The sequence below is a fragment of the Micromonospora sp. CA-248212 genome, from assembly GCF_050948405.1.
Classification (GTDB): Bacteria; Actinomycetota; Actinomycetes; order Mycobacteriales; family Micromonosporaceae; genus Micromonospora.
In genome coordinates this window covers 3,402,687-3,426,391 of sequence record NZ_CP192023.1, presented here as the reverse complement: position 1 = coordinate 3,426,391, position 23,705 = coordinate 3,402,687, and the positions used below count along the sequence as shown (strand labels likewise).

General features: G+C 72.7%; 24 protein-coding genes and 3 pseudogenes. 2 read left to right on the top strand and 25 right to left on the bottom strand.

Annotation, left to right across the window (positions count from 1 at the left end):
* Positions 1-87 precede the first annotated feature (87 nt).
* On the top strand, positions 88-1,026 hold the full coding sequence (locus ACQP03_RS16430; RefSeq protein WP_433461066.1) for an exo-alpha-sialidase: 939 nt from the start codon (positions 88-90) through the stop codon (positions 1,024-1,026).
* A gap of 9 nt (positions 1,027-1,035) precedes the next feature.
* The gene (locus ACQP03_RS16425; protein WP_357394236.1) at positions 1,036-1,728 is read left to right on the top strand and encodes an SGNH/GDSL hydrolase family protein; all 693 of its coding nucleotides are present in this window, start codon (positions 1,036-1,038) and stop codon (positions 1,726-1,728) included.
* A 71-nt stretch (positions 1,729-1,799) separates the two neighbouring features.
* On the opposite strand, the gene ACQP03_RS16420 is transcribed toward ACQP03_RS16425, so the two are convergent.
* From ACQP03_RS16420 to ACQP03_RS16300, 25 genes and pseudogenes are all read right to left on the bottom strand, one after another.
* Positions 1,800-3,158 carry a hypothetical protein gene (locus ACQP03_RS16420; protein WP_433461065.1) on the bottom strand — a complete coding sequence of 453 codons (1,359 nt, stop codon included), beginning with the start codon at positions 3,156-3,158 and terminating at the stop codon, positions 1,800-1,802.
* On the bottom strand, positions 3,155-4,123 hold the full coding sequence (locus ACQP03_RS16415; RefSeq protein WP_357170394.1) for an alpha-ketoacid dehydrogenase subunit beta: 969 nt from the start codon (positions 4,121-4,123) through the stop codon (positions 3,155-3,157). Before ACQP03_RS16415 ends, ACQP03_RS16420 begins: the two co-directional genes overlap by 4 nt.
* Position 4,124: 1 nt before the next feature.
* A complete protein-coding gene (locus ACQP03_RS16410; RefSeq protein ID WP_357170391.1) occupies positions 4,125-5,096 on the bottom strand; it encodes a thiamine pyrophosphate-dependent dehydrogenase E1 component subunit alpha in 972 nt (323 codons plus the stop codon).
* Positions 5,093-5,884, bottom strand: a complete 792-nt coding sequence (locus ACQP03_RS16405) for a DUF3050 domain-containing protein (RefSeq protein WP_357170389.1) — start codon at positions 5,882-5,884, stop codon at positions 5,093-5,095. The genes ACQP03_RS16410 and ACQP03_RS16405 overlap by 4 nt, the downstream gene beginning before the upstream one ends.
* A gap of 2 nt (positions 5,885-5,886) precedes the next feature.
* The gene (locus ACQP03_RS16400) at positions 5,887-6,798 is read right to left on the bottom strand and encodes a phytanoyl-CoA dioxygenase family protein (protein ID WP_357170386.1); all 912 of its coding nucleotides are present in this window, start codon (positions 6,796-6,798) and stop codon (positions 5,887-5,889) included.
* Positions 6,795-7,871 (bottom strand): 4-hydroxyphenylpyruvate dioxygenase, encoded by a 1,077-nt coding sequence (gene hppD, locus ACQP03_RS16395; protein WP_357170383.1) that lies wholly within the window; start codon positions 7,869-7,871, stop codon positions 6,795-6,797. Before hppD ends, ACQP03_RS16400 begins: the two co-directional genes overlap by 4 nt.
* 72 nt (positions 7,872-7,943) lie before the next feature.
* Positions 7,944-9,181 (bottom strand): annotated as a pseudogene (locus tag ACQP03_RS16390) (beta-ketoacyl-[acyl-carrier-protein] synthase family protein).
* 102 nt (positions 9,182-9,283) lie between these two features.
* Positions 9,284-10,900, bottom strand: coding sequence for a class I adenylate-forming enzyme family protein (locus ACQP03_RS16385; RefSeq protein WP_357170377.1), 1,617 nt, complete (start codon positions 10,898-10,900; stop codon positions 9,284-9,286).
* Positions 10,897-11,397: a beta-ketoacyl synthase chain length factor gene (locus ACQP03_RS16380; protein WP_396833133.1), complete on the bottom strand. Its 501-nt coding sequence runs from the start codon at positions 11,395-11,397 to the stop codon at positions 10,897-10,899. The genes ACQP03_RS16385 and ACQP03_RS16380 overlap by 4 nt, the downstream gene beginning before the upstream one ends.
* A 92-nt stretch (positions 11,398-11,489) precedes the next feature.
* A complete protein-coding gene (locus ACQP03_RS16375; protein WP_357394224.1) occupies positions 11,490-12,587 on the bottom strand; it encodes a beta-ketoacyl synthase N-terminal-like domain-containing protein in 1,098 nt (365 codons plus the stop codon).
* Entirely contained in the window at positions 12,580-12,825 is a 246-nt protein-coding gene (locus ACQP03_RS16370; protein WP_357119087.1) for an acyl carrier protein, read from the bottom strand. The genes ACQP03_RS16375 and ACQP03_RS16370 overlap by 8 nt, the downstream gene beginning before the upstream one ends.
* On the bottom strand, positions 12,825-13,091 hold the full coding sequence (locus tag ACQP03_RS16365) for an acyl carrier protein (RefSeq protein ID WP_357119090.1): 267 nt from the start codon (positions 13,089-13,091) through the stop codon (positions 12,825-12,827). Before ACQP03_RS16365 ends, ACQP03_RS16370 begins: the two co-directional genes overlap by 1 nt.
* A 182-nt stretch (positions 13,092-13,273) precedes the next feature.
* Entirely contained in the window at positions 13,274-14,668 is a 1,395-nt protein-coding gene (locus ACQP03_RS16360; protein WP_433461064.1) for a class I adenylate-forming enzyme family protein, read from the bottom strand.
* Positions 14,669-14,930: 262 nt separating this feature from the next.
* Entirely contained in the window at positions 14,931-15,311 is a 381-nt protein-coding gene (locus ACQP03_RS16355) for a hypothetical protein (protein ID WP_357119095.1), read from the bottom strand.
* Positions 15,312-15,450: 139 nt separating this feature from the next.
* Positions 15,451-15,903, bottom strand: a complete 453-nt coding sequence (locus ACQP03_RS16350; protein WP_357119098.1) for a hypothetical protein — start codon at positions 15,901-15,903, stop codon at positions 15,451-15,453.
* The gene (locus tag ACQP03_RS16345) at positions 15,876-16,532 is read right to left on the bottom strand and encodes a hypothetical protein (protein ID WP_357119101.1); all 657 of its coding nucleotides are present in this window, start codon (positions 16,530-16,532) and stop codon (positions 15,876-15,878) included. The genes ACQP03_RS16350 and ACQP03_RS16345 overlap by 28 nt, the downstream gene beginning before the upstream one ends.
* Positions 16,529-16,789 (bottom strand): hypothetical protein, encoded by a 261-nt coding sequence (locus ACQP03_RS16340; protein ID WP_357119104.1) that lies wholly within the window; start codon positions 16,787-16,789, stop codon positions 16,529-16,531. The genes ACQP03_RS16345 and ACQP03_RS16340 overlap by 4 nt, the downstream gene beginning before the upstream one ends.
* Positions 16,790-16,791: 2 nt before the next feature.
* Positions 16,792-17,055, bottom strand: coding sequence for a hypothetical protein (locus ACQP03_RS16335; protein WP_357119107.1), 264 nt, complete (start codon positions 17,053-17,055; stop codon positions 16,792-16,794).
* 115 nt (positions 17,056-17,170) lie between these two features.
* Entirely contained in the window at positions 17,171-17,998 is an 828-nt protein-coding gene (locus ACQP03_RS16330; protein ID WP_357170362.1) for a M55 family metallopeptidase, read from the bottom strand.
* Between the two features lie 121 nt (positions 17,999-18,119).
* Positions 18,120-18,461 carry an antibiotic biosynthesis monooxygenase family protein gene (locus tag ACQP03_RS16325; protein WP_357119113.1) on the bottom strand — a complete coding sequence of 114 codons (342 nt, stop codon included), beginning with the start codon at positions 18,459-18,461 and terminating at the stop codon, positions 18,120-18,122.
* A complete protein-coding gene (locus ACQP03_RS16320) occupies positions 18,458-19,708 on the bottom strand; it encodes a beta-ketoacyl synthase N-terminal-like domain-containing protein (RefSeq protein ID WP_357119115.1) in 1,251 nt (416 codons plus the stop codon). Before ACQP03_RS16320 ends, ACQP03_RS16325 begins: the two co-directional genes overlap by 4 nt.
* The gene (locus ACQP03_RS16315) at positions 19,705-20,973 is read right to left on the bottom strand and encodes a beta-ketoacyl-[acyl-carrier-protein] synthase family protein (RefSeq protein WP_357119118.1); all 1,269 of its coding nucleotides are present in this window, start codon (positions 20,971-20,973) and stop codon (positions 19,705-19,707) included. The genes ACQP03_RS16320 and ACQP03_RS16315 overlap by 4 nt, the downstream gene beginning before the upstream one ends.
* Before the next feature lie 42 nt (positions 20,974-21,015).
* The gene (locus ACQP03_RS16310; RefSeq protein WP_357119121.1) at positions 21,016-21,432 is read right to left on the bottom strand and encodes a cupin domain-containing protein; all 417 of its coding nucleotides are present in this window, start codon (positions 21,430-21,432) and stop codon (positions 21,016-21,018) included.
* 139 nt (positions 21,433-21,571) lie between these two features.
* Positions 21,572-22,276 (bottom strand): annotated as a pseudogene (locus ACQP03_RS16305) (SRPBCC family protein); the annotation flags it as partial.
* A pseudogene (locus tag ACQP03_RS16300) lies at positions 22,273-23,702 on the bottom strand (acetyl-CoA carboxylase biotin carboxylase subunit). The pseudogenes ACQP03_RS16300 and ACQP03_RS16305, both read right to left, overlap by 4 nt.
* Positions 23,703-23,705 lie beyond the last annotated feature (3 nt).

Below are 23,705 nucleotides of genomic sequence, written 5' to 3'. Positions count from 1 at the left end.
CGGCCGTCCGGGCGTCGACGGCGGCGGCTAGCGTCGTCCGTCGTCACCGGGACGTTCCGCCCACCAGCGCCAGGAGGCCCGTCGCGCATGACGTCGTCATCCACCCGTCGCACCAGCGCCGAGGTCGTCGCCGTACACCGGATCGGCGACAGCGCGCCGCACAGCGCGTTCACCGACCTCGTCCGGCATGCCGGTACGTGGTTCTGCGCGTTCCGCGAGGCCGACGGCCACCTCTCCGACGACGGCGTGATCCGGGTGTTGACCTCTACGGACGCGCGGGCGTGGAGGTCCGCTTCCGTCATCCGGGCGGCCGGCGACCTGCGCGACCCACGGTTCGTGGCACGCCCCGACGGGCGGCTGCAACTGCTGGCCGCGGCCCGGACCGGGACGTTCACCACACTGTCCTGGATGTCCGACGACGGCCACGCCTGGGGTGAGGCCACGCCGGTCGGTGAGCCGGACGTGTGGGTGTGGCAGGCCGCCTGGCACGACGACGCCATGTACGGCGTGGGTTACGCCACCCGGGGGCCGAGGTTCGCCCGGCTCTACCGCAGCGTCGACGGGCTCGACCTGCGGCCGTGGGTGCCGACGCTGTTCGAGGGTGGCTACCCCAACGAGGCCGGGTTGGCCTTCGCCCCGGACGGCACCGCGCACTGTCTGCTACGCCGCGACGGCGACGACGCCACCGCGCGGCTCGGTCGGGCGCACCCGCCGTACCGCGAGTGGACCTGGACCGACCTTGGCGTCCGGGTCGGCGGCCCTTCGTTGCGGCGGCTGCCCGACGGGCGGCTGATCGCCGGCGTACGCCTGCTCGACGGCGACGTCCGCACCGCGATCTGCGCCGTCGACGAGGAGCGCGGTGAGCTGACCGAGCTGGTCGCGTTGCCCTCCGGCGGCGACACCAGCTACCCCGGTCTGGTGTGGCACGACGACCGGCTGTGGGTCAGCTACTACTCCTCGCACGAGGAGCGAACCTGCGTGTACCTGGCCGAGGTGAGCCTGGCCGAGGAGGCGGTGGTCGGCTAGCGTGCCGGCATGCCATCGACGCCGAGCGAATCGACGGACCCGTACTGCCTGCGTCCCGGCGAGGCCGCCGAACTGCTGCACGACCACCCGTGGCGACGGTTCGTGGCACTCGGCGACAGCGTCGTGGAGGGCATGTGCGAGCCGACACCGGGCTACCCGGACGTGCAGTGGGTCGACCGCCTCGCCGCCGAGCTGAGGGCCGTACGCCCCGAGCTGGCGTACGTGAATCTGGGCCGGCGCGGTCTGCGCGCACACCAGGTACGGGCCACCCAGCTCGCTCCCGCGCTCGTCGCCGAACCGGACCTGGCGCTGGTGGTCTGCGGCGGCAACGACGCCTTCCATCCGGCGTACGACGCGGACGCGGTCGACGTCGAGCTGACCGCGATGATCGAGGCGTTGCGGGACGTGGGCGCGGACGTGATCACGATTGGCATGTTCGACGTGTCGCACAGCCCGGCCGTCCCCGAGCACATGTGGGCCGGCCTAGGCGAGCGGATGCGCCGCCTCTCCGCCCACACGGGACGGTTGGCCGAACACCTCGGAACAATCCACGTACACCTCACCGACCATCCGCTCACGGCCGACGCGACCCTCTACAGCACCGATGGCCGCCACGGCAGCGGCCGCAGCGACGCGATAGCGACGGCCGAAACCCTCCGTGCCCTGTCCCGCCACCTCCGAGGCTCACCCCGACCTCGTTGATCATGAAGTTATTGCCGCCGTCATCGGCGTGTCGAGGCAACAACTTCATGATCGACGCAGAAAGGACCGGGTTAGTTGTACAGGAGGATCCCGGTTAGGAGGACTCCGTGGGCCAGGTTGAGGATGCCGTCGCCACCGGGGTAGCCGACCCGCGCCAGGCCGCCGGAGGCCGTTCGGCCGAACAGGTACGGGGCCAGGCTGTACGGGACGTCGGCCGTGACCGTCTCGCCGGTCTCGATCTGCACGAAGTCCATCGGCACCCGGTCGGCCGGCAGGTACTGCTGCAGGATCGCCCCGCCCCGGTCGACGGCCGCCCGCAGACCCTCGACCCAGTCCGACGGGCTCAGCTCGGGGCCGATCAGCACGCCGTGCCCAGCCGAGCCGTCCGCCGGCTTCGCCACCAGCGAGGCCTGCTCGGCGATCGCCCGGTCGAGCACCGCGACGGTCAACGGCACCGTGTACGGCACGTGCCGGCGGATCAGCGTCCGGTCGTCGGCGGGCAGGGTGTCGACGTCCTCCCACAGCCAGGCGAAGGTGGTCTTGTTGCCGAGCAGCCAGGCCGCCGACGACACGTACATCGGCAGGGTGCCGGCGGCCAGCGCGCCGGCCACCGCGTCCAGACCGGCGGTCGGGGTGACCCGGTTGGGCACGAACAGCCGGAACAGCGCGTCGACCGGCGCGCCGTCCACGACCAGGCGGTCGTCGGCGTCCAGGGTGGCGCTGGACAGGGGCGCGATGACCAGGTCGAGGCCGAAGTCCCGGGCCCGGACGGCGAGCGGGCTGAGGATCCGGATGAACGTCTCCGGATCGTCCAGGCCCGGGTAGTCGGCGTCGAAGTCCATCAACAGGGCCAGCCGGGCGCCCTCGGGCAGGTCGAGTTCGTCGCGGATCGCCACGAACCGCTGGTCCAGCAGGGACGGCGCGGCCCGGAGCGGCAGGCCGTCGAGGAGCCCGTGCTCGGTGTAGAGCTGCGCGAACCGCTGGATGACGGTGTCGGCGTCGAACCCTCCCCCGAGGCTGCTGTCGATGTTGTACTCCACGAACTTCGGCACGCCGTGCGTGAAGATCACATCCGGCCGGTACGCGGCCAGCAGCGCCTCGGTCAGCGGCTCCGACTCGTCCAGCAGGCGGGTCTCCCCCGCCGGAACGCCGAGCAGCCGGCGCAGCTCGCCGGCGGTGTCCACCCGGCGGCGGCAGGCGTCCAGGACGAGTTGGGCCAGCCGGTCGCAGACGTCGTTCAGCTCCCGCCAGGTGTCGGCGGCCAGCACCGGGGGGCGGGCCAGCCGCCACTGCTTGTTGTAGGTGGCCCGGCCGTGAAAGACGCGCTCCCAGGCGGCTGCGCCGGTGGCCACCATGGCCCGGCGGGCCGGCTCGGGCAGGTCCGTCCACGCTCCGTCAGCCGACGGCCAGGGATAGTTCGGGTCGATCATGAGCCGTCCTTCATGGTCAGGTGGATGGCGGTGGCGAGCTGCTCCCGACCGGGCTGCACGGCCCGGTCCAGGGCGGGGGCGAACGGCAGCACCGCGCCGTCGGGTCGGGTCACCCGGCGCGGTGGGGCGAGCAGCCGTACCCGCTCGACGACCGAGGCGATGACCTCGGCGGCGAAGCCGCAGGAGCGGTTGGCGTCGTCGATGACGACGAGGCGGCCGGTACGCGTCACCGACTCACAGACGCCGTCGATGTCGAACGGATAGAGGGTGCGCGGGTCGAAGACCTCCACCGACACCTCGTCGGCCAGCTCGTCGGCGACGGCGAGCGCGTCGTGCACGAGGTGCCCGACCGCGACCACGGTGACGTCGTCGCCGGGTCGGTGCACCCGGCCCCGCCCCAGCGGCACCGGTTCCAGCTCGGCGACATCGTCCCGGACGTCCATCGCGCCGGCCGGCGCGAACACGACCACCGGGTCGTCGTGCCGGATCGCGGTGACCAACAGGCCGTACGCGTCGGCCGGGGTGGACGGTACGACGGTGACCACGCCGACGTGGGCGAAGAGGCTGTACGGGTGGTCGGAGTGCTGCCCGGCCCAGCCGGTGCGCGACCCGGAACCGGGCACCAGGTAGGTGACCGGCACCGCGCACTGCCCGCCGGTCATCAGCGGGAACTTGTGCGCGTGGTTGACGATCTGCTCGAAGACGAGGAACAGCAGCGACGGGATCTGGAACTCGATCACCGGCCGGAGCCCGGCCAGCGCCGCCCCGGTGGCGAAGCTGGTGAACGCCTGCTCGGACAGCGGTGTGTCGCGGACCCGGTCGGTCCCGAACCGCTTGGCGAGCCCGGTCGTCACCAGCGACGCGCCGACCTGGACGTCCTCGCCGAGCAGGAACACCGTCTCGTCGCGGGCCAGCTCGTCGGCGAGGGCCCGGGTCAACGCCCGCCGGTACGACAGTCGGGGCACCTCAACCACCTCCGGTGCGGACGGTCAGGCCGCTGGCGTACAGGTACGCGAGCGCGTCGGCCGGCTCGGGGTGCGCGCTGGCCAGGGCGAACCGCACCGCCTCGTCGAGGGTCGCCTCGACCTCGGCGTCCACGGCTGCCCGGTCGCCGTCGGTGAGCCGGGCGCCCTGGATGTCCACCGGGTCCCGGGACCGACCCCGGGTCACCTCGTCGGGCGGCCGGTAGTCGAGGCGTACCGCGTGTTCGAAGGTGTGGTGGACGTCGAAGCGGTAGGTACGGGCCTCGATCAGCTCCGGGCCGCCGCCGGCGCGCATCCGCGCGACGGCGGCGGACGCGGCGGCGCGTACCGTCTCGGGGTCCTGGCCGTCGACCTGGACGGCCGGGATGCCGAAGGCGGCGGCGCGGCCGGCGATGCTGCCGGCGACCGCGCCGCCGACCGGCATGGTGGTGGCGTAGCCGTTGTTCTCGCAGACGAACAGCACGGGCACCCGCCAGAGCGCGGCCAGGTTGAACGCCTCCAGCAGCATCCCCTCGTTGACCGCGCCGTCGCCGAAGAAGCTCACGCCGACGGTGTCCCGGCCCTGCCGTCGGCAGGCCCAGACCGCGCCGGTGATGATCGCCCCGGACGCGCCGACGATCGCGTTCGCGCCGAGCACGCCGATGCGCAGGTCGGCGGCGTGCATCGAGCCGCCCCGGCCGGCGTTGAGGCCGGTGACCCGGCCGCACAGCTCGGCGAGCATCCGCGCCGGGTCCGCGCCCCGGGCCAGCACGTGCCCGTGCCCGCGGTGGGTGCCGGCGAGCACGTCGTCGACGCCCAGCGCGGCGCAGACGCCGGCGGCGATCCCCTCCTGACCGAGGTACGGGTGGATGCCGCCAGCGATCTGCCCGCCGTGGACCAGCTCCACCGCCCGCTCCTCGAACCGGCGGATCAGCCGGACCGTGCGGTAGAGCCGGACCGGATCGGCGTCGCTCACGCCGGGCCCTTGATGGCGGCGAGGATGTCGTCCCAGAGCCGGGCGCGGGCGGCGAGGGCGGTGTTGACCGTGTCGGCGCACTCCTGCCACCTGGCGTCGTCGTCGCCGCACAGGTCGGCGAGCATCTGCATGGCCATCGGCGTGTGCTGCTCGCCGTCGACCTCGATGTGCCGTTCCAGGTAGTCGACGAACGTGTGCAGCCGGTTGCTGCGTTCGTTGACGGTGACGACCTGGGTGAACATGTCGGGGATCAGGTCCTCGCGGCCGAACGCGAACGCCGCCGCCTGGCAGTGCACCGGGGTCGACTCGATGATCTGCCAGGTGGTCGCGGCGAACCGGGCGGACGCCGCCGGCGCCCCCGCCTCGGCGAGCGCGTCGGTCACCGGCCGGCCCGCGCGCAGCAGGTCGACGAGGGCGTTCACGGCGGTGGTGTCCGCGCCGGCCTCGGCCATGCCCCGCACGTACAGCTCGAAGTGGCTGAGGTAGCCCTCGCCCAGTTCGTCGCTCTCCTCGACCATGACGATGTCGTTGATGAGCCGGCGACTGCCGGTCGGGCCGGTGGGGATCCACGGCACGCTCACACAGGTCAACTGCCGCTGCAACGACTTCAACAGGGACATGAAGTCCCAGACCGCGAAGACGTGGTGCTCCATGAAGGTGACCAGCGCCTGGTGGGTGTCCAGGTTGGCGTAGAGCGGGTGCTTGACCACGGCGTCGCGGCGCTCGGTCACCGCCGCCTCCAGCCGCTCGATGCCCGGGTGCGTCCTACCCCAGTCGTACCGTGACATTGTCAACCTCCCTGCTGGGCGCGGTCGCGCCAGATGACCGGGCAGTAGTCGGGGTCCGCGTAGTCCGGCCGCCCCTCGTGGGTGCGGCGGACCAGCACGTCGTGGTTGTACGCGGCGAGCGTGCCGTCCGAGAGGGGATACTCCCGCCAGGCGTTGTCGCCGTCCTGCAGGTGCAGCGAGATCGCCTGTCGGGGACGACCGCTGACGTTGGGGCCGCTGCCGTGGTAGGTGCGGCAGTGGTGGAAGCTCACGTGTCCCCTCGGGATCACCATGGGGATCTTGCGGATCTCCGCGCCGTTGTGCGCGGCGTTCTCGGCCAGCATCTCCTCGAGCTGGCTCCGGTCCCGGTCGGCGAAGTGCCGCACCACGGTGTCGTCGACGCCGATCTCCTTCCACAGGTGCGAGCCGTCGACCATCGTGATGGTGCCCATCTCCTCCCCGCAGTCGTGCAGGGGGATGAACGCGGTGAGCATCTTCTCCGACAACGAGGACGCCCAGTAGTGCTTGTCGAAGTGCCAGGGCACGATGTTGCTGGGCTCGCCCTCGATCGGTGGTTTGAGGATCAGGGTGGACTGGAAGACACGGATCTCGTCGGCCTGGGCCAGGCGGGCGGCCACCGCGCCGAGCAGCGGCTTGCGCAGGATCGCGCCGAGCCCGTCGTGTTCGTGGTGGACGTAGTCGTTGTGCCGCTGTACCGGCCCGTTCGACGGCTCCCAGTAGGCGAGCTTCGGTGGGCGTACCGGCAGCCGGCGATCCCGCTCGCCGTCGTAGTAGCGCCGCGCGGCGGCGGCGAGCGCCTCCACCTCGTCATCGGTGAAGATCTTCTTGGACAGGTACCAGCCGTGCTCGGCGTAGTGCCGCACGTCCTCGTCGGAGGGCAGCAGCGCCTGCTCCGCGGCGGTCAGCGCGCTCACGCCCCCACCCCCTGCGCGGCCAGTTCCCGCTCCTTGGCCTCGTAGAGCGCCTTGATGTTGCCGCTGCCGAAGCCGCTCGCGCCCCGCCGCTCGATCAGCTCCAGGAACAGCGTGCGGCGCACGTGCATCGACTCGGCGAAGATCTGCAACAACTGTCCATCGTGGTCGGAGTCGACCAGGACCCCCAGCTCACGCAGACGGTCCAGCGGAGCGTCCACCCGACCCACTCGTGCCTGGAGGGTGTCGTAGTAGGCGCCGGGGGTGCCGGCGAAGCGAACCCCCCGCCGTCCGAGGGACTCCACGGCCGCCACGATGTCGTCGGTGCGCAGCCCCAGGTGCTGCACGCCCCCACCGGCATGCTGGTCGAGGAAGGCGTCGATCTGCCCAGGCCGGCGGGTACGGTCCGGCTCCAGCAGGACCACGGTGACGCGGCCCGACGGGCTCTGCACCACCTTCGAGTTCATCCCCTGGCCGGCGACCTCGACGTGCTCCTCGAAGATCTGCGCGAAGCCGAACAGCTCCTCGAAGTGCCGGACCGTCCCGTCGAGTTCCCCGGGCGGCACGCACACCGCCAGGTGGTCGACCTCGGCGAGGACCGCCTCGGCGTCGTCCGGCCCCGGCGGCGTCGGCGTGATCACCCCGGGCAGGAACTCGCTTCGACTCCCCCGACGCTGCACCAGGCGGTGCCGCACGTCGGCGAAGCCCTGCACCTCGGCGGTCACCACCTCGGCGTCCGCGCCGGTGCGGGTGGTCGGTGGCGTCACGCCCGTCGCACCCCGGGCCAGCAGCTCGGCGTACGCGCCCACGACGTCGTCGACCTCGACGGCGACGACCGCGATGCCGTCACCGTGCCGGTGCACGTACCGGGCCGCCGGATGGTCGACGCTCAGCCCCGAGGTGAGCAGCAGTCGGATGTCGCCGTGGCAGAGCAGCAGCGAGCGCTGCCCGGTCAGCCCGGTCTCCGGGCCGCCCTGCCCGCAGAGCTGGAAACCGACGGCGGTGCTGAACCAGAACGCCGCCTGTCGGGCGTCGCCTACGTAGAGTTCGATGTGGTCGATACCACGGATGTCCATGTCGTCACGTGCCCTTCCCCATGCTTCGCCCGTGTTGCCGTCCGGACGCCCCCAGCCCGGGATGCGCGTCGCTCACCTCCTCGGCTCGGCGACCCGCGCGAGCACCAGGCTCACGTTCTGGCCGCCGAACCCGAACGAGTTGGTCAGCGCGTACTCCGCGTCGGACCGGCGGGGCGCCCCCCGGATGTGGTCACCCGGGCAGGCCGGGTCCAGGTCGTCGAGGTGGTACGTCGGCGGCAGCAACCCCCGACCGAGCGCCAGCGCGGTCGCCGCCGTCTCCAACACCCCGGACGCGCCGAGCAGGTGACCGGTGAGCGCCTTGGTGGAGCTGACCGGCACGCCACCGTCGCCGAACACGTCCGCGAGGGCCGTGGTCTCCGCGATGTCGCCGAGCTTCGTGCCGGTGCCGTGCGCGTTGACGTAGCCGACCGCCGCCGCCGGCACTCCCGAGCTGCGCAGCGCGCCCCGGATGCACGCCGCCGCGCCCGCGCCGTCCGGACGCGGGGCGGTCGGGTGGTACGCGTCGGTGGTCGCGCCGTAACCGGCCACCTCGGCGTACCCCCGGGCGCCGCGCGCGGCGGCGTGCTCGGCACGTTCGAGGACCAGCAGCGCCGCCCCTCGGCCAGCACGAACCCGCTGCGGGAGGTGTCGAACGGCCGGCTCGCCCGGGTCGGGTCGCCGCCGGCGCGGGCCAGTGCCCGCGCGTTGCCGAACGTGTCGGTGAAGGTCGGGAAGAGCGGCGCCTCACTGGCCCCGCAGACCACCACGTCGGCCTCCCCGCACCGGATCAGCCGGACCGCGTCGGCGACCGCCTGGGCCCCCGAGGCGCAGGCCGTGCCGACCGACGAGCTGTAACCCCGGATGCCGTACGCGATGGCGATCCGCGCCGCCGGCATGTTCGGCAGGATGCCGGTGAGCAGGTACGGGCTGACCGCCGACCGTCCCCGCGCCGCGCGGGCCAGCACCTGCGACTCCAGGGTGGCCAGCCCGCCGACACCGCCGACGATCACGCCGATCCGGGAGGGGTCGACGTCGCGGCCCACCTCGATGCCGGCGTCCGCGAGCGCGTCGGCGGCGGTGAGCAGCGCCAGGACCACGGTCCGGTCCAACACCCGGCTCTCCGGGCCGGGCAGGACGCTACGCGGGTCGATGTCGGGCAGCAGACCGGCGACGTCCAGCGAGCCCGACGCCGGATGGCCCTCGGGTGGGCGTGTCAGCCCGGACCGCCCGGTCGTCAACGCCTCGAAGGTCTCCTCGACGCCCCGCCCGACCGGAGAGAACAGGCCCATCCCGGTGATCAGCGCGCTCACGCCGGCGCTCCGCTTCGCTCCGCGCCGGCTTGAGACTCCGAGCGGCTGAGCTGCTTGGTTCGCTCGCTCCGCTCGCTCACGCCGGTGCTCCGACCCGCCCGCTCACGACGCGGCCTCGGTGAGGTAACGCTCCCGCAGGGCCACCTTGCGGACCTTGCCGGTCACGGTCACCGGAATGTCGTCGGAGCGTACCGGCACGACCCGGCGCAGCGTGGCGCCGACGTCCGCGCCGAGGGCGGCGCGCACCCGTTCGGTGCGGTCCTCGGCCTCGTCGGCGCCGGCGGCCAACTCCAGCAGCACGTCGGTCACCACCCGCCCGCCCTCGGCGACGATCACCACCGTGCAGTCGGTGACGTCCGGGCAGGTGGCGAGGATCCGCTCCTCCGACAGCGCGGTGAAGAACCGCCGCCCGTCCCCGGCGTCGACCGAGTCGACCGCGCGGTCCAGGTGGTAGTACCGGCCCTCGGCGTCGGCGCGGACCAGGTCGCCCGTGAGGTACCAGCCACGCTGGCGGAACCGGTAGGTGGTGGCCGAGTCGTTCCAGTAGCCCCGGAACAGCGACGGCGAGTCGACACCCAGGAAACCCACCTCGCCGACCGGCACCGGCTCGCCGTCGGTATCCAGCACCGCGACCCTGGTGAACTGGTACGGCCGGCCGATGCAGCGGCCGTACCGGTCGGTGTCGGCGCGGTGGGTGATGTGGAACATCGAGTGCCCCATCTCGCTGGAGCCCAGCCCGTCGATGAACAGCGAGCCGGGCACCCGCGCCACCCCGTCGCGGGTCACGGTGTCGTGCCAACCGACTGCGACGAGGCGGCGGATGTGCGGCTCGTGCGAGCAGTCGCCGGTGTTGAACCACAGCCGCACCGAGTCCAGGTCGTACCCGGACAGGTCGAACCGGGCCAGCTCGGCCCAGGTGACCGAGAAACCGAACACCCCGTCGGGACGCCAGCGTTGGATCGCGTCGAGGACCCGCTCGCCGCCCTGCTCGGAGAGCAGGAACATCTGGGCGCGGTTACCCAACGCCTGGTTGACCATCAGCACAGTCGCGGTGTGCGGTGCGGGAAGGGCGTTGAGGATCCGGCTGGTGCCCTGCGCCTGCGGCATGCTCAGCAGGTGCCGGGTGGCCGCGAAGAGGCTGGCGTGGGAGTGCAGCACCGCCTTGGGCACCCCGGTCGTCCCGGAGGTGTGGGTGATCACGATCGGGTCGTCCGGGTGGTGCCGGTAGTGCGGCGGGGCCTTCGCCGGGTCGCCGGTGCCGGCCCGCGCGGGCGTGCCGAGCACCGGTACGCCCAGCTCGTGCCCGGCCAGCAGCGCGGTGTGCGCGTCGTCGGCGAGCACCCCGACACCACGCAGCCGACGGATGTACTCGGCGGCGATCTCCGGGCGGAGCTTGCCGTTCATCAGCGCCGGGATCGCGCCGAGCCGGGCCAGCGCCAGGAAGCTGAGCACCATATCGGCGGCGGCGGTGGCCCAGACGGCAACCGGGTCGCGGGGGCGTACCCCCTGCTCGTGCAGCCACGCGGCGCGGGCGGCGACCCGCTCGTCGAGCTGACCCAACGTGAGCGGCGTCTCGGCTGGATGCCCGTCGACGGCGGTGTCGAAGGTCAGCGCCGGCCCGTCCGGGTCGGCGCCGTGCGCCAGCACGCGGGCCAGCATGTTGCCCGCGCCCAGCTCGGTGTCGGCGGCCAACCGGCCGCGCAGTCCCGGTGTCCTCATGGTCGTGCTCCTCCCCCCAGCAGCACCGCGACCGCCTCGGTGGACAGGTCGGGCGTCTGTTCGATCAGGATCAGCAACACCTCGTCGGCGTCGCCGTCGTCGTGCAGTAGTGCCGCCTGCGCGGTGCCCTCGGCGTACGGGTCGCCGGTGGGGCTGAGGCAGACCACCGGACCGCGCAGTCCCCAACGGGCCGCGAGGTGCCCGGCGACGCTGTTGGGCACGGACTGGTAGAAGAACAGCGGCCCGATCCGTCCGCCGGCCTCGACCGTCACGCGGACGTGATCGGCGCTGGCCCGGTCACCGCTGGCGCTGACCAGCACGATCGCGGTGCGTACCCCCTCCGGCACCGGCTGGTCCCCGTACCGCCGCCGCAGGCACCGCTCGCCGACCGCCACGACCGTGGGCGCGAACGCCGAGTGCACGAACCCCGGCACCCCCGGCACGACCCCGTCCCCCGGCTCGGGCCAGCGCGCCCGCGCGAGCTCCCGCACTCCCACCTCCCGCGATCTTGCGGTTTCTGTTGTGGATTCGCGTTCTTCGCCGGATTCGTCGGCGCAGAAAGTGCACGATCGCGGGGAGGTGGGGGTGGTCATGGCGCGCCGACCAGGAGCGCGGTGTTGGCGCCGCCGAACGCGGAGTTGAGGGTCAGGGCGTGGGTCACCGGCGCACGGCGCGACGCCGCCGTGATGACGTTGACCGGACACGCCTCGTCGGGGCCCCGCCAGCCGGCGTTGACCGGCAACTCGCCGGCCCGCAGCGCCATCGCCGTGACCACCAGTTCGAGCAGCCCGGACGCCTCCAACGCGTGCCCGTGCAACCCCTTCGTGGAGCTGACCGGCACCTCGTTGGCGTACCCGTCGAGGGCCCGCCGCAGCGCCGCGGCCTCGGCGGCGTCGCTCTGGGCGGTGCCGGTGGCGTTGGCGTTGACGTACCCGATCGCCCGCGGCGGCAGCCCGGCCCGGCGCAGCGCGGCGCTGGCCGCGCGGGCCAGCCCGGCGCCGGTCGGGTCCGGCTGGCACGGGTGGTACGCGTCCCCGGCGCGTCCCCAGCCCGCGACGGTCGCCACCGGCTCCGCGCCCCGCCGCGCCTCGGCGCGGGACTCGACCACCACGGCGGCCACGCCGTCACCGAGCAGCAGCCCACGGCGGCCAGCGCTGAATGGGCGGACCGCGCCGTCGTCGGCGAGGGCGCGGCCGGCGTCGAAGAGCGCGAACTGGTCCGGCTCGACGAGATAACCGGCGGCCACCACCACCCGGTCCAGATCACCCCGGCTGATCAGGGTGGCGGCGTCGGCGACCGCCGTACTCGCCGACACGCACGCGCTGGTGTAGACCCGGGTGTGAGCGGACAGCCCACACCGGGCGGCGAGCTGGCCGGCGAGCGCGGACGGGACCGGCTCCACGCCGGGGGCCGGGCCGCCGTGCACGGCGAGCAGCAGCGCACACCCGGCACGCCGGGCGCGGTCCAGGCCGGCCGTCCGGCAGGCCGCGTCGATCGCGTCGGCCAGCTCGTCGGCGAGGGTTCCGACCTCGGGCAGGGTGGCCGCCACGGTGACCCGGCGTGCGCTCGTGTCGAAGCGACGGATCGGTCCGAAGGCCGGCGTGGCGGCGAGCTGCGCCTCGGCGCCCCGCCCGAGGGCGCTGACCGCGTGCACACCGGTGAGCTGGACGACGGGCGGCTCAGCCATCTGCGGGAGCGGCCAACGACGCCCGCAGGACCGCCAGGGCGTCGTCGACGGTACGGATGCCGGCCAGGTCGTCGTCGGTGAGGTCGAGCTGACGCTGGTAGCGCTGCTCGACGAGGTGCACGAGCCAGGCCAGCTCCATCGAGCCGACCCGGTCCGGGACCTCGTCGGCCGGTTTCGCGGTGAGTTCGGCGAGCATGGTCAGCAGGTCAGCTCGCCCCAGGTCGGGCTGACCGGTCATCAGGCGGCGTCGCGCTTCGCCTCGGCGACGCGGTCGGCGACCATCGTGGTGAACTCGCCTACCGTCATCAGCGCGAGCTTCTCCGACTCGTCGTCGGCGAACGTCAGGCCGAACTGGTCCTCGACGCGGACGGCCAGATCGGACAGGGCCAGCGATTCCAGGTCGACGCCGGACGGGCCGAGCGTGGTGTCGTCGTCGAGCCCCTCGACGTCGTAGTTCATGTCGACGAGCTGCTCGACGACGAAGGCGCGGACCTCGGCTCTCATGGATACCCTCTCTGCGTAAGCCAGGTGACGGTGTCCGATCGGGACACCGCGTTGGTCTGGGTCGGTGGGGACACCGGCGGTCGGCCGGATCCCGCCGTACGGTCGCCGCGCGCGGGTGTCGGCGCGGTAGTCGGCGCGCTTGACGGCGCGGGTGTCGGCGTCGAGGTGGCGCAGCGGGCCGGTCACGACGTCACCGCCGAGCGCAGCGCGTCCGTCGAGCGGACCAGCTTGCCGGTGGTGGTACGGGGCAACGCGTCGAGCAGGCGCAACACCCGGGGTCGCTTGTAGCCGGCCAGCCGTTCGGCGAGGAGCTTGTCCAGGACCTCCTCGGACAGCGGGCCGTCGGGCTGGACGTAGGCGGTGATGCCGTCGTCCCACACCACCACGGCGGCGGCCACGCCGGGCAGCTGGGCGACGGTCGCCTCCACCTCGGTGAGGTCGACCTTCATCCCGCCCACCGAGACCTGCGAGTCGAGGCGGCCGCGCACGGTGACCAGGCCGGTGTCGGCGTCGACGGTGCCGGCGTCGCGGGTGTGCAGCCAGCCGTCGGCCCAGCGGGTGGGGTCGCTCAGCCCGACGTACGGCGATGCCGGGCAGGACACCCACAGCTCACCGCCGGACTCGCGGACCTCGATGCCGGGCGCGGGGGCGATCGACGGGCGGTGCGCGCCGTGCAGGTCGGTGCCGATGACCCCGACCTCGGTCATCCCGTACATGTTGCCCAGCGGCACCCCGTACCGGTCGGTGAACGCCCGCGCCACCGCGGCCGGGACCAGTTCGCCGCCGGTGGTCATCCGCCGGAACTGCGGCAGCGGACCGGTCGGCCGGCTGGAGGCGAGCAGTCCGATGTGGAACGGCACGCCCAGCACCGTGGCCGGCGTGGCCTGGGCGGCGATGGCGGCCAGCACCGCGTCGCCGCTGAGCCGCTGCGGCGGCACCAGCTCCACATCGGCGTGCAGACCGTAGAGCAGGCCGCCGACCAGGCCGAGCACGTGCACCATGGAGGGCAGCAGGATGATCCGCTCGCCGGGCAGCGCCACCCCGTCGATACGGGTGTAGCGGCGCACCTCGGCGACCAGGTCGGCGGCCGTACGGCCGATCACCTTGGACGGGCCGGTCGAGCCGGAGCTGAGCTGGATCACGGCGTGGCCGCTGACCGCTGGGCCGTCCGCGTACCGGGTGACGCTCTCGGTGACGTCGACGAACACCTTCAACGCGCCCCCGCCGGTCCGCAGCGGGGCGACGACCACCTGCGGGGTGAGCCGGGCAAGCGCCCGGTCCACCTCGTGGTCGGTGAGCCGGTGGTCGAGCAGGATGGCCTGCGCTCCCGCCCGCCAGGCGGCGAGCAGGTTGACGACGTACGCCAGCGACGGCGGCAACCGCAGCGCGGCGGCGCCACCGGGACGCAGTCCGGCAGCGGTCAGCCGGTCCTGCGCGGCGGTCACCAACCGGTGCAGGGTGGCCCGGTCGATCGGTTCCGGCAGGCGGAGACAAACATCGGTTGGACGGCCGGCGAACAGGACTTCATCCACCCAGCCGGGGTCATCTACCGTAAGGTTTTCGGCGACATGATTCATTGCCCCCACCATTCGACCCGCAGCGCAAAGTAGGGCATAGGAGCCAATTTCTGGCATCTTTCGAGGTGCTGCCGGAACCCTACGACAGCCACGTTGAGCATCGCTAGATGCAAATGGCTAGATCAATTTGAGCGCCCGGACCGATTGCCGCATACCGCCGCCCACCACTCGTTCCCACCTGCCGGCCATGATCGACTCGACTTCCTGGAAGTCGGGCCGTCCCAGCCGATCGGACACCGCCGTTTCCGGGATCCCGAGTCGATCAGGGATGGGTGAGGCCAATGAGGTCGGCCAGCCGGGCCACGCCGGCGGCCGCCGGTCCGCACTGGGCGATCTCGGCGACCAGGGTACGGACAGCAGGGCGACGGTGGATCTCGCCGGGCGCGACGGTGTGTGCGTCGGCCAGCGCGCGCCCGGCTCCGGTGACGTCGCCGCCGTCGAGGTGGGCGCGGGCGGCGTCGACGAGGTGGGCCGCGCGAAGGTCGGCGGGCAGCAGGGGCCAGTCGTCGCGGCGAACGGCCATCCGATGGTGGCGCAGGGCCTCGTCGGTGTCGCCGACGCGCAGTGCGGTCAGGAAGCGGGCGAGCCTCGGGAGCCAGGCTGTGCAGACGTTGACGGGGCAGGTCACTTCCGCCAGGTACATCAAGCACGTCGGCAACCTGGTGGGCGCGCGCCAAGTTCATAACGGTATTGAGCGAGGAGGCAGCCTCGCGCTGGTCTCGCTAACGTGCGGAGCCAGCAGATGCGCGCATCCTGAGCCTCGGTCAGTCCCGGGCAGACCGCTACAGGTGCTCGGCCGCAAGCTGCTCGGCTTCCAGGGTGAACTCGTCCAGTTCGGCCGGACTGAGGTCGGCTTCACGAAGAAGCTGGCCGAGCATGAATAGCTCGGCTCCGAGGGCGGTCTCGGGGGAGATTGAGTCGACCAGTTCCGGCTCCCCGAGGACTGCCCGGATAAGCCCTTCCATCTCGAGTACCGGCAGTGGATCTCCGCCCTGCTGCCGGGATCGGATTCCCGAGACCCAAGCAGCCACGTCACTCGGAGTGGCGTCCGCACCGAATCGCCGTTCGACAGCGACGGCAAAGGCAGCCCCAATGACCTTGAGACCGTTACCCAACCCGTGCCGGCCAATCTCGACTGACAAGGCATCGACCGCGTCCCAGTCCGCCCTGTGCAATGCCCGGATGAGTTCGCTGAGCGGCTGATCAATCACTTCTGGTTCAACCTGGCCTTCCACTGTCGGATCACTCCGGAAACTCGCTGCGCTGCCACGCCCGCCAGCAGCCCAGCCACCACGAGATGCCCCGCAGCCTCCGACCCATCGATCTTCGCGCGTGGTGACGGGCCAGGACCGGTGGGGGTGCTCGTTCCGGACGAGTGTGCACCGGAGGGACGGTCAAAGTCACGCAGGGCCGTAGATCCCTTCTCCACGGCGTCGACACCTGCCGAGACCTGGTCCTGCACGTCGTCGGCCCTTCGCGCCGCACGAATGAGGAAGGCGCCTCTTCTCCGGCCCAGGTCCCGTCGATCGCTGTCAGCCAAGAGTTCCTCCCCCGGCGGTGACCCGGAGGTGGCTGCCGCCGATCGTGGCGCCGAGCCAGGTGCCACGGCATTCAGGAAGTCCGCGACGTTCCGCGCCGCATCGCTGCTCAACCGGGCGATCCGGCGAGCCTTGTCGGCACCGGTGCGGCTCTGACCTACCGCCGCGCGCAGCCTGGGATGGTCGGTACCTCTCCCGACCGTGGAGTACCGGGCATGCCCCTGAGTGACGTCCGATGCGGCACGTGTCGCCTGGACCGCGATCGCGTCCAGGCGGTCGATCGTGGACCGGAGTTGGGCCACGACCTGAGCGAGCAGGTCGCTCACCCCAGCGCCCTGCGGAATTCGTCAGCACTTTCCTGTGCGGAGGTGATGACCCGCAGGGTCAGCGTCACCTCGCGTATCGCCTCAGCGAGAGCCCGGCGGGCCTTCTCGGCCTCCTCGCGCCGGCTGTCGTGCATGGTGGGGAGCATGACCCCAGCGGCTTCGTCCAGGGATGCGCCGATGCCCTCGATCGTCGTCCGGCTCTGGTCGAGAAGGTGACGCGCTTCGTCGAGGGCTGCCTTGACCTCGCCGATGCTCATAGTCAGCCAAGGATGTTGATGTACTGCCGGGCCGCCGCGGTGCTGCCCTGGAGGGTCGTGGCTGCCTCGGTCAGACGTTGCTTGCTCTGCTCGGCTCGGGCGATCGCCTCAGCGATGGCCGGATGGCCAGTGCCTGCGGATACCGCGCGCAGCCGAGCGAGCACCTGGTCGGTGCCGTCGATGGCGGCGCGGATCTGGCTCGTCGTCGTGACGCTCTGCTCGGCTGCCTGGGCGAGCGCGGCTTTGACTTGCTCGATGCTGGCCATGCCGTCCTTCCGGTCGATCGCACGGCGAGGGGCACCGGCGTTCTGCACGGGCAGTAGCGACGCAGACACTACCCAACATGAATCCCTCTCCGTAGCCCCGTCTCGGGGCGTCGCGCTAGCCCGGTTTGATGCTGGCGAGCTGGACGAGAAGTTGAATCAGCCGATATGCCTCGGCGGCGTCGACGGCGCGGAAGGCGACCGTCCGGCCGCCGCCGACCCGGGTCACACCCGGCACCAGAACGGCGAGGTCGACCATGTACGGGCCGTACAGATCGACCTCCACGTCCAACGGCCCGGACATCGTCCACGGAGGAATCGAGGCGCGGCGGGTGATGGCATCGGCGGCAGCGTGACGCAGCCGCTCGCGCGCCTCCTGCGGATGCAGAGCCACCGCGGCGGCTTGGCCCAGGGTCTGTTTGACGGCGACGGTGACCGCCGAGGGCACCAGCTCACCGAACTCGGCGCAGGCGGCGTCGTCTCCGCTGAGCAGGACGACCGGCACGTCCAGGTGCCCTGCCATGGCGGTGTTGAGGCCGATCTCGCCTAGTGACCGACCCGCCACGCGTACGTCGAGGATCGCGTCACTCATCGTGTGGGCCAGCACGGCCGGGCCGGCACCGGCCCGAGCGTGATAACCGATGAACATGACGGCGCCCGTGTGCTCGTCCAGACCCGCGAGCATGCCCAGCGGGCGCGGTTTGCCGCGCACGAGGTGCGCCCGTCGGTCGAGGTCCTCCGGCAGGATGTTGCGGAACGTGCCGTGCGCGTCGGCAACCCACACGACGGCGTCGGGTGCGGCATCGAGAACGCCGGCGATCACCGCGTTCGCCTCGGCCGTCATGAGGGCCCGGCCGCGCTCGTAGTCGTACCGATCGGGATTCGTCTCGGTGGGATGCACGATCCCCGAGACGCCTTCCAGGTCGACGGAGATCAGCACCTTCATGACCTTGGGATCCTACGCGCTCCCGATGGTCACGAAGGTGGTCGAGTTGATCGACAGCAGGTCGCCGAGGTGGGGGCATCCACCCGCTCCGGATACCCCCACCTCGGCGATCTGGAGTGGATCAGAGCCCTGCGGCGGCGGCGAGACGGGCCTCGTCCGGGGTCTGGGCGTGGATGTGGAAGCGCAGCGACCGGGCGTCGGTGAAGCACTCCCGCATCGGTCGCACCAGGTCGCGGTGCTCCTCGGTGCGCTCCCACGCCTCGAAGTCGGCCAGGCTCGCCCACTCGCTGGTGATCAGCCACTGCTCCGGGTCGGTCGACGAGCGGCACACCTGGTCCACCAGGTGCCCCGGCACACCGTCGGCGACCAGGTGCCGGATCTGCTCGTACGCGGCCAGAAACGCCTCCGTACGCGGCGCCGGCACCCGGACCAGGAAGACCACTCGGGCCCGCTGTCCGCTCACGGCGTCTCTCCTTCCGTCGGCGCGGCGCCCCGCAGGACCAGCGCGCTGTTGAATCCGTCGAAGCCCCGCGCGCAGACCAGCGCCAGCCGGCTGCGCGGCCGGCGGTGCTCACGCAGGAAGTCCAGCTCGCACCCGTCGGCGACCTCGTCGGGGCCGGCCGAGGCGGGCAGCGTGTCGTGCGCGAACGCGAGCAGGGCGGTGGCCACGTCCAGTGCCGAGCCGCCCTGGTGGGCCCGGCCGGTCAGCGGTTTCTGGGTGGTGACCGGGGGCGGCCGGTCGGCGAAGACGGCGCGCAGCGCCGCCGCCTCGCTGCGGTCGTAGCGGAGTACGCCGAGCGCGTCGGGCAGCACCACGTCGATCGCGGTCGCCGCGACGCCGGCCCGGTCCAGGGCCAGCCGCATCGCCCGCGCGTACTGGATCGGGTCGCCGGCGCTGTCGGCGGTGGTGTGCGCGGCGTCGTGGGTGGCCCCCCAGCCGCTGACCTCGCCGTAGATCCGGGCGCCCCGGGCCAACGCGTGGCCCAACTCCTCCACCACGAAGACCGCGCCGCCCTCGGCCGGCAGGTAGCCGCTGGCCGTCGCGTCGAACGGCCGGTACGCCCGCTCCGGGTCGGCGACGTCGCTGAGCAGCCCGGAGCGCAACTGGCAGGCCAGGGCGTACGGGCTCAGTGGACACTCGGTCGCCCCGGCGATGACCACCGGAGTCCCCCGGCGCACCGCGCGGGCGGCGTGCGCGAGGCTGTCCAGCCCGCCGGCCGCCTCCGCGACCAGCACGCCGCTCGGACCCTTGAACTGGTGGTGGATGGAGAGCTGTCCGACGCTCGCCGCGTAGAACCAGGCGATCGACTGGTACGCGCCGACGGTGCGCGACGGCCCACCCCAGAGCCGTTGCAGTTCCCGCTGCCCGAACAGGTTGCCCCCGGACGAGCTGGCCAAGGCGACCGCGTAGCCGTACGGGTCGGGTGCCCGCTCGGGCAGCCCGGCGTCGGCCAGCGCGAGGCGGGTGGCGGCGAAGCCGAGGTGTGTCCATCGGTCGGTCTGCACGAGTTGCCGGCTCTCGGCGTAGGACTCGGCCGCGAAGTCGGGCACCTCGCCGCCGAGGCGGGTGGGGTAGCCGGCCGGGTCGAAGAGCGTGATCGGCCCGGTGCGCCGGGTGCCGGCCAGGACGGTACGCCAGTGCGCGTCCGCGCCGACGCCGCTGGGCGCGACCACACCGATTCCGGTAACGACCGCCCGGGCGGTGCTCACGCCGCCGCCGGAAGTCGGCGGAACACCATCGCCGACTGGAAGCCACCGAACCCGCTGCCCACCGACAGGGCCACGTTCACCGGCACCTCCCGTGCCTCGTTGGGTACGTAGTCCAGGTCGCACTCGGGGTCACGGGTGCTCCAGTTGGCCGTCGGCGGCACCACCCCGAACTCGATCGCGAGGGCGCAGGCGGCCATCTCGATCGACCCGATCGCGCCGAGCGAGTGCCCGACCATCGACTTGATGGAGCTGATCGGCACCCGGTACGCGGCCTGGCCCAGCGCCCGCTTGAACGCGGCCGTCTCGTGCCGGTCGTTCTGCCGGGTGCCCGAACCGTGCGCGCTGATGTAGGAGACCTGCTCCGGGATGATCCGGCCCTGCCGCAGCGCGTCGCTGACGGCGAGGCCCATCTCCAGCCCGTCGGGGCGCAGCCCGGTCATGTGGAAGCCGTTGCTGCGGCTGGCGTAGCCGGCGACCTCGCAGTAGACGTGGGCGCCCCGCCGTCGGGCGTGCTCGGCCTCCTCGAGCACCAGCACGGCCGCGCCCTCGGCCAGCACGAATCCGTGCCGGTCGGCGTCGAACGGGCGGGAGGCGTGCGCTGGGTCGTCGTTGTCGGGACTGGTCGCCTTGATCGCGTCGAACGAGGCGACGGTGACCGGTGAGATCGGCGAGTCGGCCGCGCCGGCCAGCACGATGTCCGCCTCGCCGTCCACGATCATCTGGTGGGCGTAGCCGATGGCGTCGATGCCGGACGTGCAGCCGGTGGAGACGACCTGCGCCGGGCCGTGCAGGCCGTGCCGGCAGGCCACGTCGGCGGCCAGGCTGCTGGGCACCAGCGCCTGGTACAGGTATGGGCCGCCGAGTGCCGCGTCGACCAGCCACCGCCGGCCGTGCTCGCTGACCCGCACGTACTCCTCTTCCAGGGCCATCGTGCCGCCCACGGCGGTGCCGAGCACCACCCCGGCGCGGTCCCGCTCGGCGTCGGTAAGCACCAGGCCGGCGTCGGCGATGGCCTCGGTGGAGCAGGCCAGCGCGAACTGAACGTAGCGGTCGGCGCGACGCCGCTCGGCGTCGGTGAGCCCGGCGGCGACCGGGTTGAAGTCACACTCGGCGGCGATCTGCGAGCGGAACGGCGACGGGTCGAAGAAGCTGATCCGCCGGGTGGCCGTACGCCCCTCGGTGATGGTCTTCCAGAACCGGTCCCGGCTGGCGCCGCCGGGGGCCACGACGCCCACGCCGGTCACCACGGTGCGACGGCCGGTCACCGCGCCACCTCTGTTCGCGACTGCGGGGCTCGCAAACCCGGCTCACTCCTCGCGCTCACGACCCACCCCCTGTTCGACGAGTTCGGTGTCGACGTGCCCCAGCTCGGGGCGCGGGGCCAGGGGGCCCAGGTGGAAGACCACCTCGGCCGGCTCCGTGCCGGTGTTGCGCAGCCGGTGCCGCACGTTGACCGGTACGAACAGCGCCTCGCCGGTGGCCACCTGCGTGGGCTGGTCGTCGAGGTCCACGGTGATCGCGCCGCGAGCCACGTACAGGAACTCCTCGCTGTAGGGGTGGTAGTGCTCGGCGATCCGCTCCCCCGACGCGAGGGTCGCCACCCCGAGGAAGCCGGAGGTGCTGCCGACGGTGCGGGGGCCCAACAGCACCCGCAACTCACCGCCGCGTCGCCGGTCCGCCGGTACGTCCGAGGCCGCTATCAGCCGGGTGCCCAGGTCACTCATCGCCGGCCTCCCCCGCGGCAGAGCCGGCCTGCGCCGCGGCGGAGCCGGCCTGCGCCGAGGCGGAGCCGGCCTGCGCCGAGGCGTCGCCGTCGACGGAGCCGGCCTGCGCCGGAACCGAGCCGCCGGCCGGGCCGCTCCGGCCGGCGCGTTCCCGGGCGATCCGCTCCACCCGGTCCTTGATCACGGCGAGTTGGATGACGCTGTTGGTGTTGATCCGCTCGGTCATGGCGGCGTTGTCGACGGGCGCGGTCGGCTTCATGGCGAAGTCCTGCGTCCAGGTCATCCGGGTGCCGCCGGCCTCCTCGGTGTAGCGCCAGTGGATCCTCATGTACTCGAACGGCCCGGTCTCCACCCGGTGCGCCCGCACCTGACGGCTCACCGGGTCGGCGGTGCGTTCGCTGACCCAGCTCCACGCCACCCCGTTCTCGTCGGGGTACATGGTGAGCCGGAACCGTACGGTGTGCCCGTCGCGGTGCAGAATCTCCACCACGGCGTACTCGGTGAACAGCTCGGTCCAGTTCGCCACGTCGTTGGTGACGTCCCAGACCAGCGCGAGCGGCGCGTCGATGAGCACGGTGTTCTCGGTGTGCCCGGGTGGGTCGGTACGGCGGGCGACCAGGTCGGCCACCGCCGCGATGCTCAGTTGCCCGGCCTGCTCGGGGATGCTCACCTGCCACCGGTCGGCGACGACCGCCGAGAGTTCCAGCAGGGCGAGCGAGTCCATGCCGAGTTCCTCCAGCGACGCGGCGGGCGTGCGGGCCGCGGCCTCGGCGTCCAGGCCGCAGTGTGCCACCAGGATGTCGGTGATCTCGGCGGTCATCGGGCGACCATGGGTGACGGTCATCGGGTCCTCCTGTGGGTTACGTCGGGCTCCGCGGCGGGCGCGGCGCGGGGTGTTGGGGTGGCCGCCGGCCGCGACGCGGGCGCGGCGAGCAGGCGGTCGACGAGGCCGGTGGTGTAGCGGCCCTTGCGGAACCCGGCGTCGTCGAGCACCCGCCGGACGAACGGGATGGTGGTGTGCACCCCCGGACCGGCGATGTCGAACTCGTACAGCGCGCGTTCCAGCCGGTTGAGCGCCGACTCCCGGTCGGGCGCCCAGACCACGACCTTGGCCAGCAGGGAGTCGTACCAGGGGCCGACCAGGTAACCGGCGCGGGCGTGGGTGTCCACCCGGGTGAACGGGCCGCCCGGCGGGGTGAACCGCTCGAGCCGTCCGGGGGTGGGGGCGAAGCCGCGTGACGGGTCCTCGGTGTTCACGCGGCACTCCACGGAGACGCCGCGCAGGTGTATCTCCTCCTGCCGCCACCGCAGCGGCACGCCGGCCGCGATGTGCAGTTGCTCGTGCACCAGGTCGATCCCGGTGACCATTTCGGTGACGGGGTGCTCCACCTGGATCCGACAGTTGATCTCCAGGAAGTGGAAGCGTTCCTCGGCGTCGACCAGGAACTCCAGCGTGCCGGCGCCGACGAAGCCCACCTCCAGCGCGCCCCGCAGCGCGGTCTCGGCGATGGAGTCGAGCGTCGCGGCGGACAGCGCGGGGGCGGGGGCCTCCTCGACGAGTTTCTGGTGTCGGCGCTGCACCGAGCAGTCCCGGGTGCCCAGGTGCACGCCGTTGCCGTGGGCGTCGCAGAGCACCTGCACCTCGACGTGCCGGGCCTCGGTGAGGTAGCGCTCGACGTACACCCGGTCGTCGCCGAAGGCGGCCTGGGCGGCGGCCCGCGTCCGCGCGTACGCCCGGGCCAGCTCGGCCGGACGGCGCACCACGGTCATCCCCGGCCGCCGCCCCCGGCGGCGGCCTTGACGATCACCGGGTAGCCGACGGCGTCGGCGACCTCGGCCGCCGCCGCGGCGGTGGCCACCGGCGCGACGCTGCCCGCCGGCAGCGGCAGTCCGGCCCGGCTCATCAGGGCCCGGGCCGAGGACTTGTCGGCCAGCGCCGCCATCACCGCCGGCGGCGGCCCGATGAACGTCAGCCCGTTGTCCGCGCAGATCTCGGCGAAGTCGGCGTCCTCGGAGAGGAACCCGTATCCGGGGTGGACGGCCTGCGCGCCCACCTGGCGGGCGGCCTCCACGATCGCGGCGGCGTTGAGGTAGCTGCGCCGGCTGGACGCCGGTCCGATCCGGACGGCCTGGTCGGCGAGGCGGACGGCTGCGGAGTCCGCGTCGGCGGCGGAGTAGACCACCGCCGTGCGGACGCCGAGTTCCCGGCAGGCCCGCAGCACCCGCAGGGCGATCTCGCCCCGGTTGGCGATCAGAACGGTCTCGAACATCGC

Excerpts from the sequence above, each read along its gene's own strand:
- ACQP03_RS16375 (WP_357394224.1), bottom strand. The coding sequence starts at position 12,587 with ATGGCTGAGCCGCCCGTCGTCCAGCTCACCGGTGTGCACGCGGTCAGC.
- ACQP03_RS16310 (WP_357119121.1), bottom strand. The coding sequence starts at position 21,432 with ATGAGTGACCTGGGCACCCGGCTGATAGCGGCCTCGGACGTACCGGCG.
- ACQP03_RS16335 (WP_357119107.1), bottom strand. The coding sequence starts at position 17,055 with ATGGCCAGCATCGAGCAAGTCAAAGCCGCGCTCGCCCAGGCAGCCGAG.
- ACQP03_RS16420 (WP_433461065.1), bottom strand. The coding sequence starts at position 3,158 with ATGATCGACCCGAACTATCCCTGGCCGTCGGCTGACGGAGCGTGGACG.
- ACQP03_RS16355 (WP_357119095.1), bottom strand. The coding sequence starts at position 15,311 with ATGTACCTGGCGGAAGTGACCTGCCCCGTCAACGTCTGCACAGCCTGG.
- ACQP03_RS16340 (WP_357119104.1), bottom strand. The coding sequence starts at position 16,789 with ATGAGCATCGGCGAGGTCAAGGCAGCCCTCGACGAAGCGCGTCACCTT.
- ACQP03_RS16430 (WP_433461066.1), top strand. The coding sequence starts at position 88 with ATGACGTCGTCATCCACCCGTCGCACCAGCGCCGAGGTCGTCGCCGTA.
- ACQP03_RS16330 (WP_357170362.1), bottom strand. The coding sequence starts at position 17,998 with ATGAAGGTGCTGATCTCCGTCGACCTGGAAGGCGTCTCGGGGATCGTG.
- ACQP03_RS16425 (WP_357394236.1), top strand. The coding sequence starts at position 1,036 with ATGCCATCGACGCCGAGCGAATCGACGGACCCGTACTGCCTGCGTCCC.
- ACQP03_RS16365 (WP_357119090.1), bottom strand. The coding sequence starts at position 13,091 with ATGAGAGCCGAGGTCCGCGCCTTCGTCGTCGAGCAGCTCGTCGACATG.
- ACQP03_RS16370 (WP_357119087.1), bottom strand. The coding sequence starts at position 12,825 with ATGACCGGTCAGCCCGACCTGGGGCGAGCTGACCTGCTGACCATGCTC.
- ACQP03_RS16385 (WP_357170377.1), bottom strand. The coding sequence starts at position 10,900 with ATGAGGACACCGGGACTGCGCGGCCGGTTGGCCGCCGACACCGAGCTG.
- ACQP03_RS16405 (WP_357170389.1), bottom strand. The coding sequence starts at position 5,884 with ATGTCACGGTACGACTGGGGTAGGACGCACCCGGGCATCGAGCGGCTG.
- hppD (WP_357170383.1), bottom strand. The coding sequence starts at position 7,871 with ATGGACATCCGTGGTATCGACCACATCGAACTCTACGTAGGCGACGCC.
- ACQP03_RS16360 (WP_433461064.1), bottom strand. The coding sequence starts at position 14,668 with ATGAATCATGTCGCCGAAAACCTTACGGTAGATGACCCCGGCTGGGTG.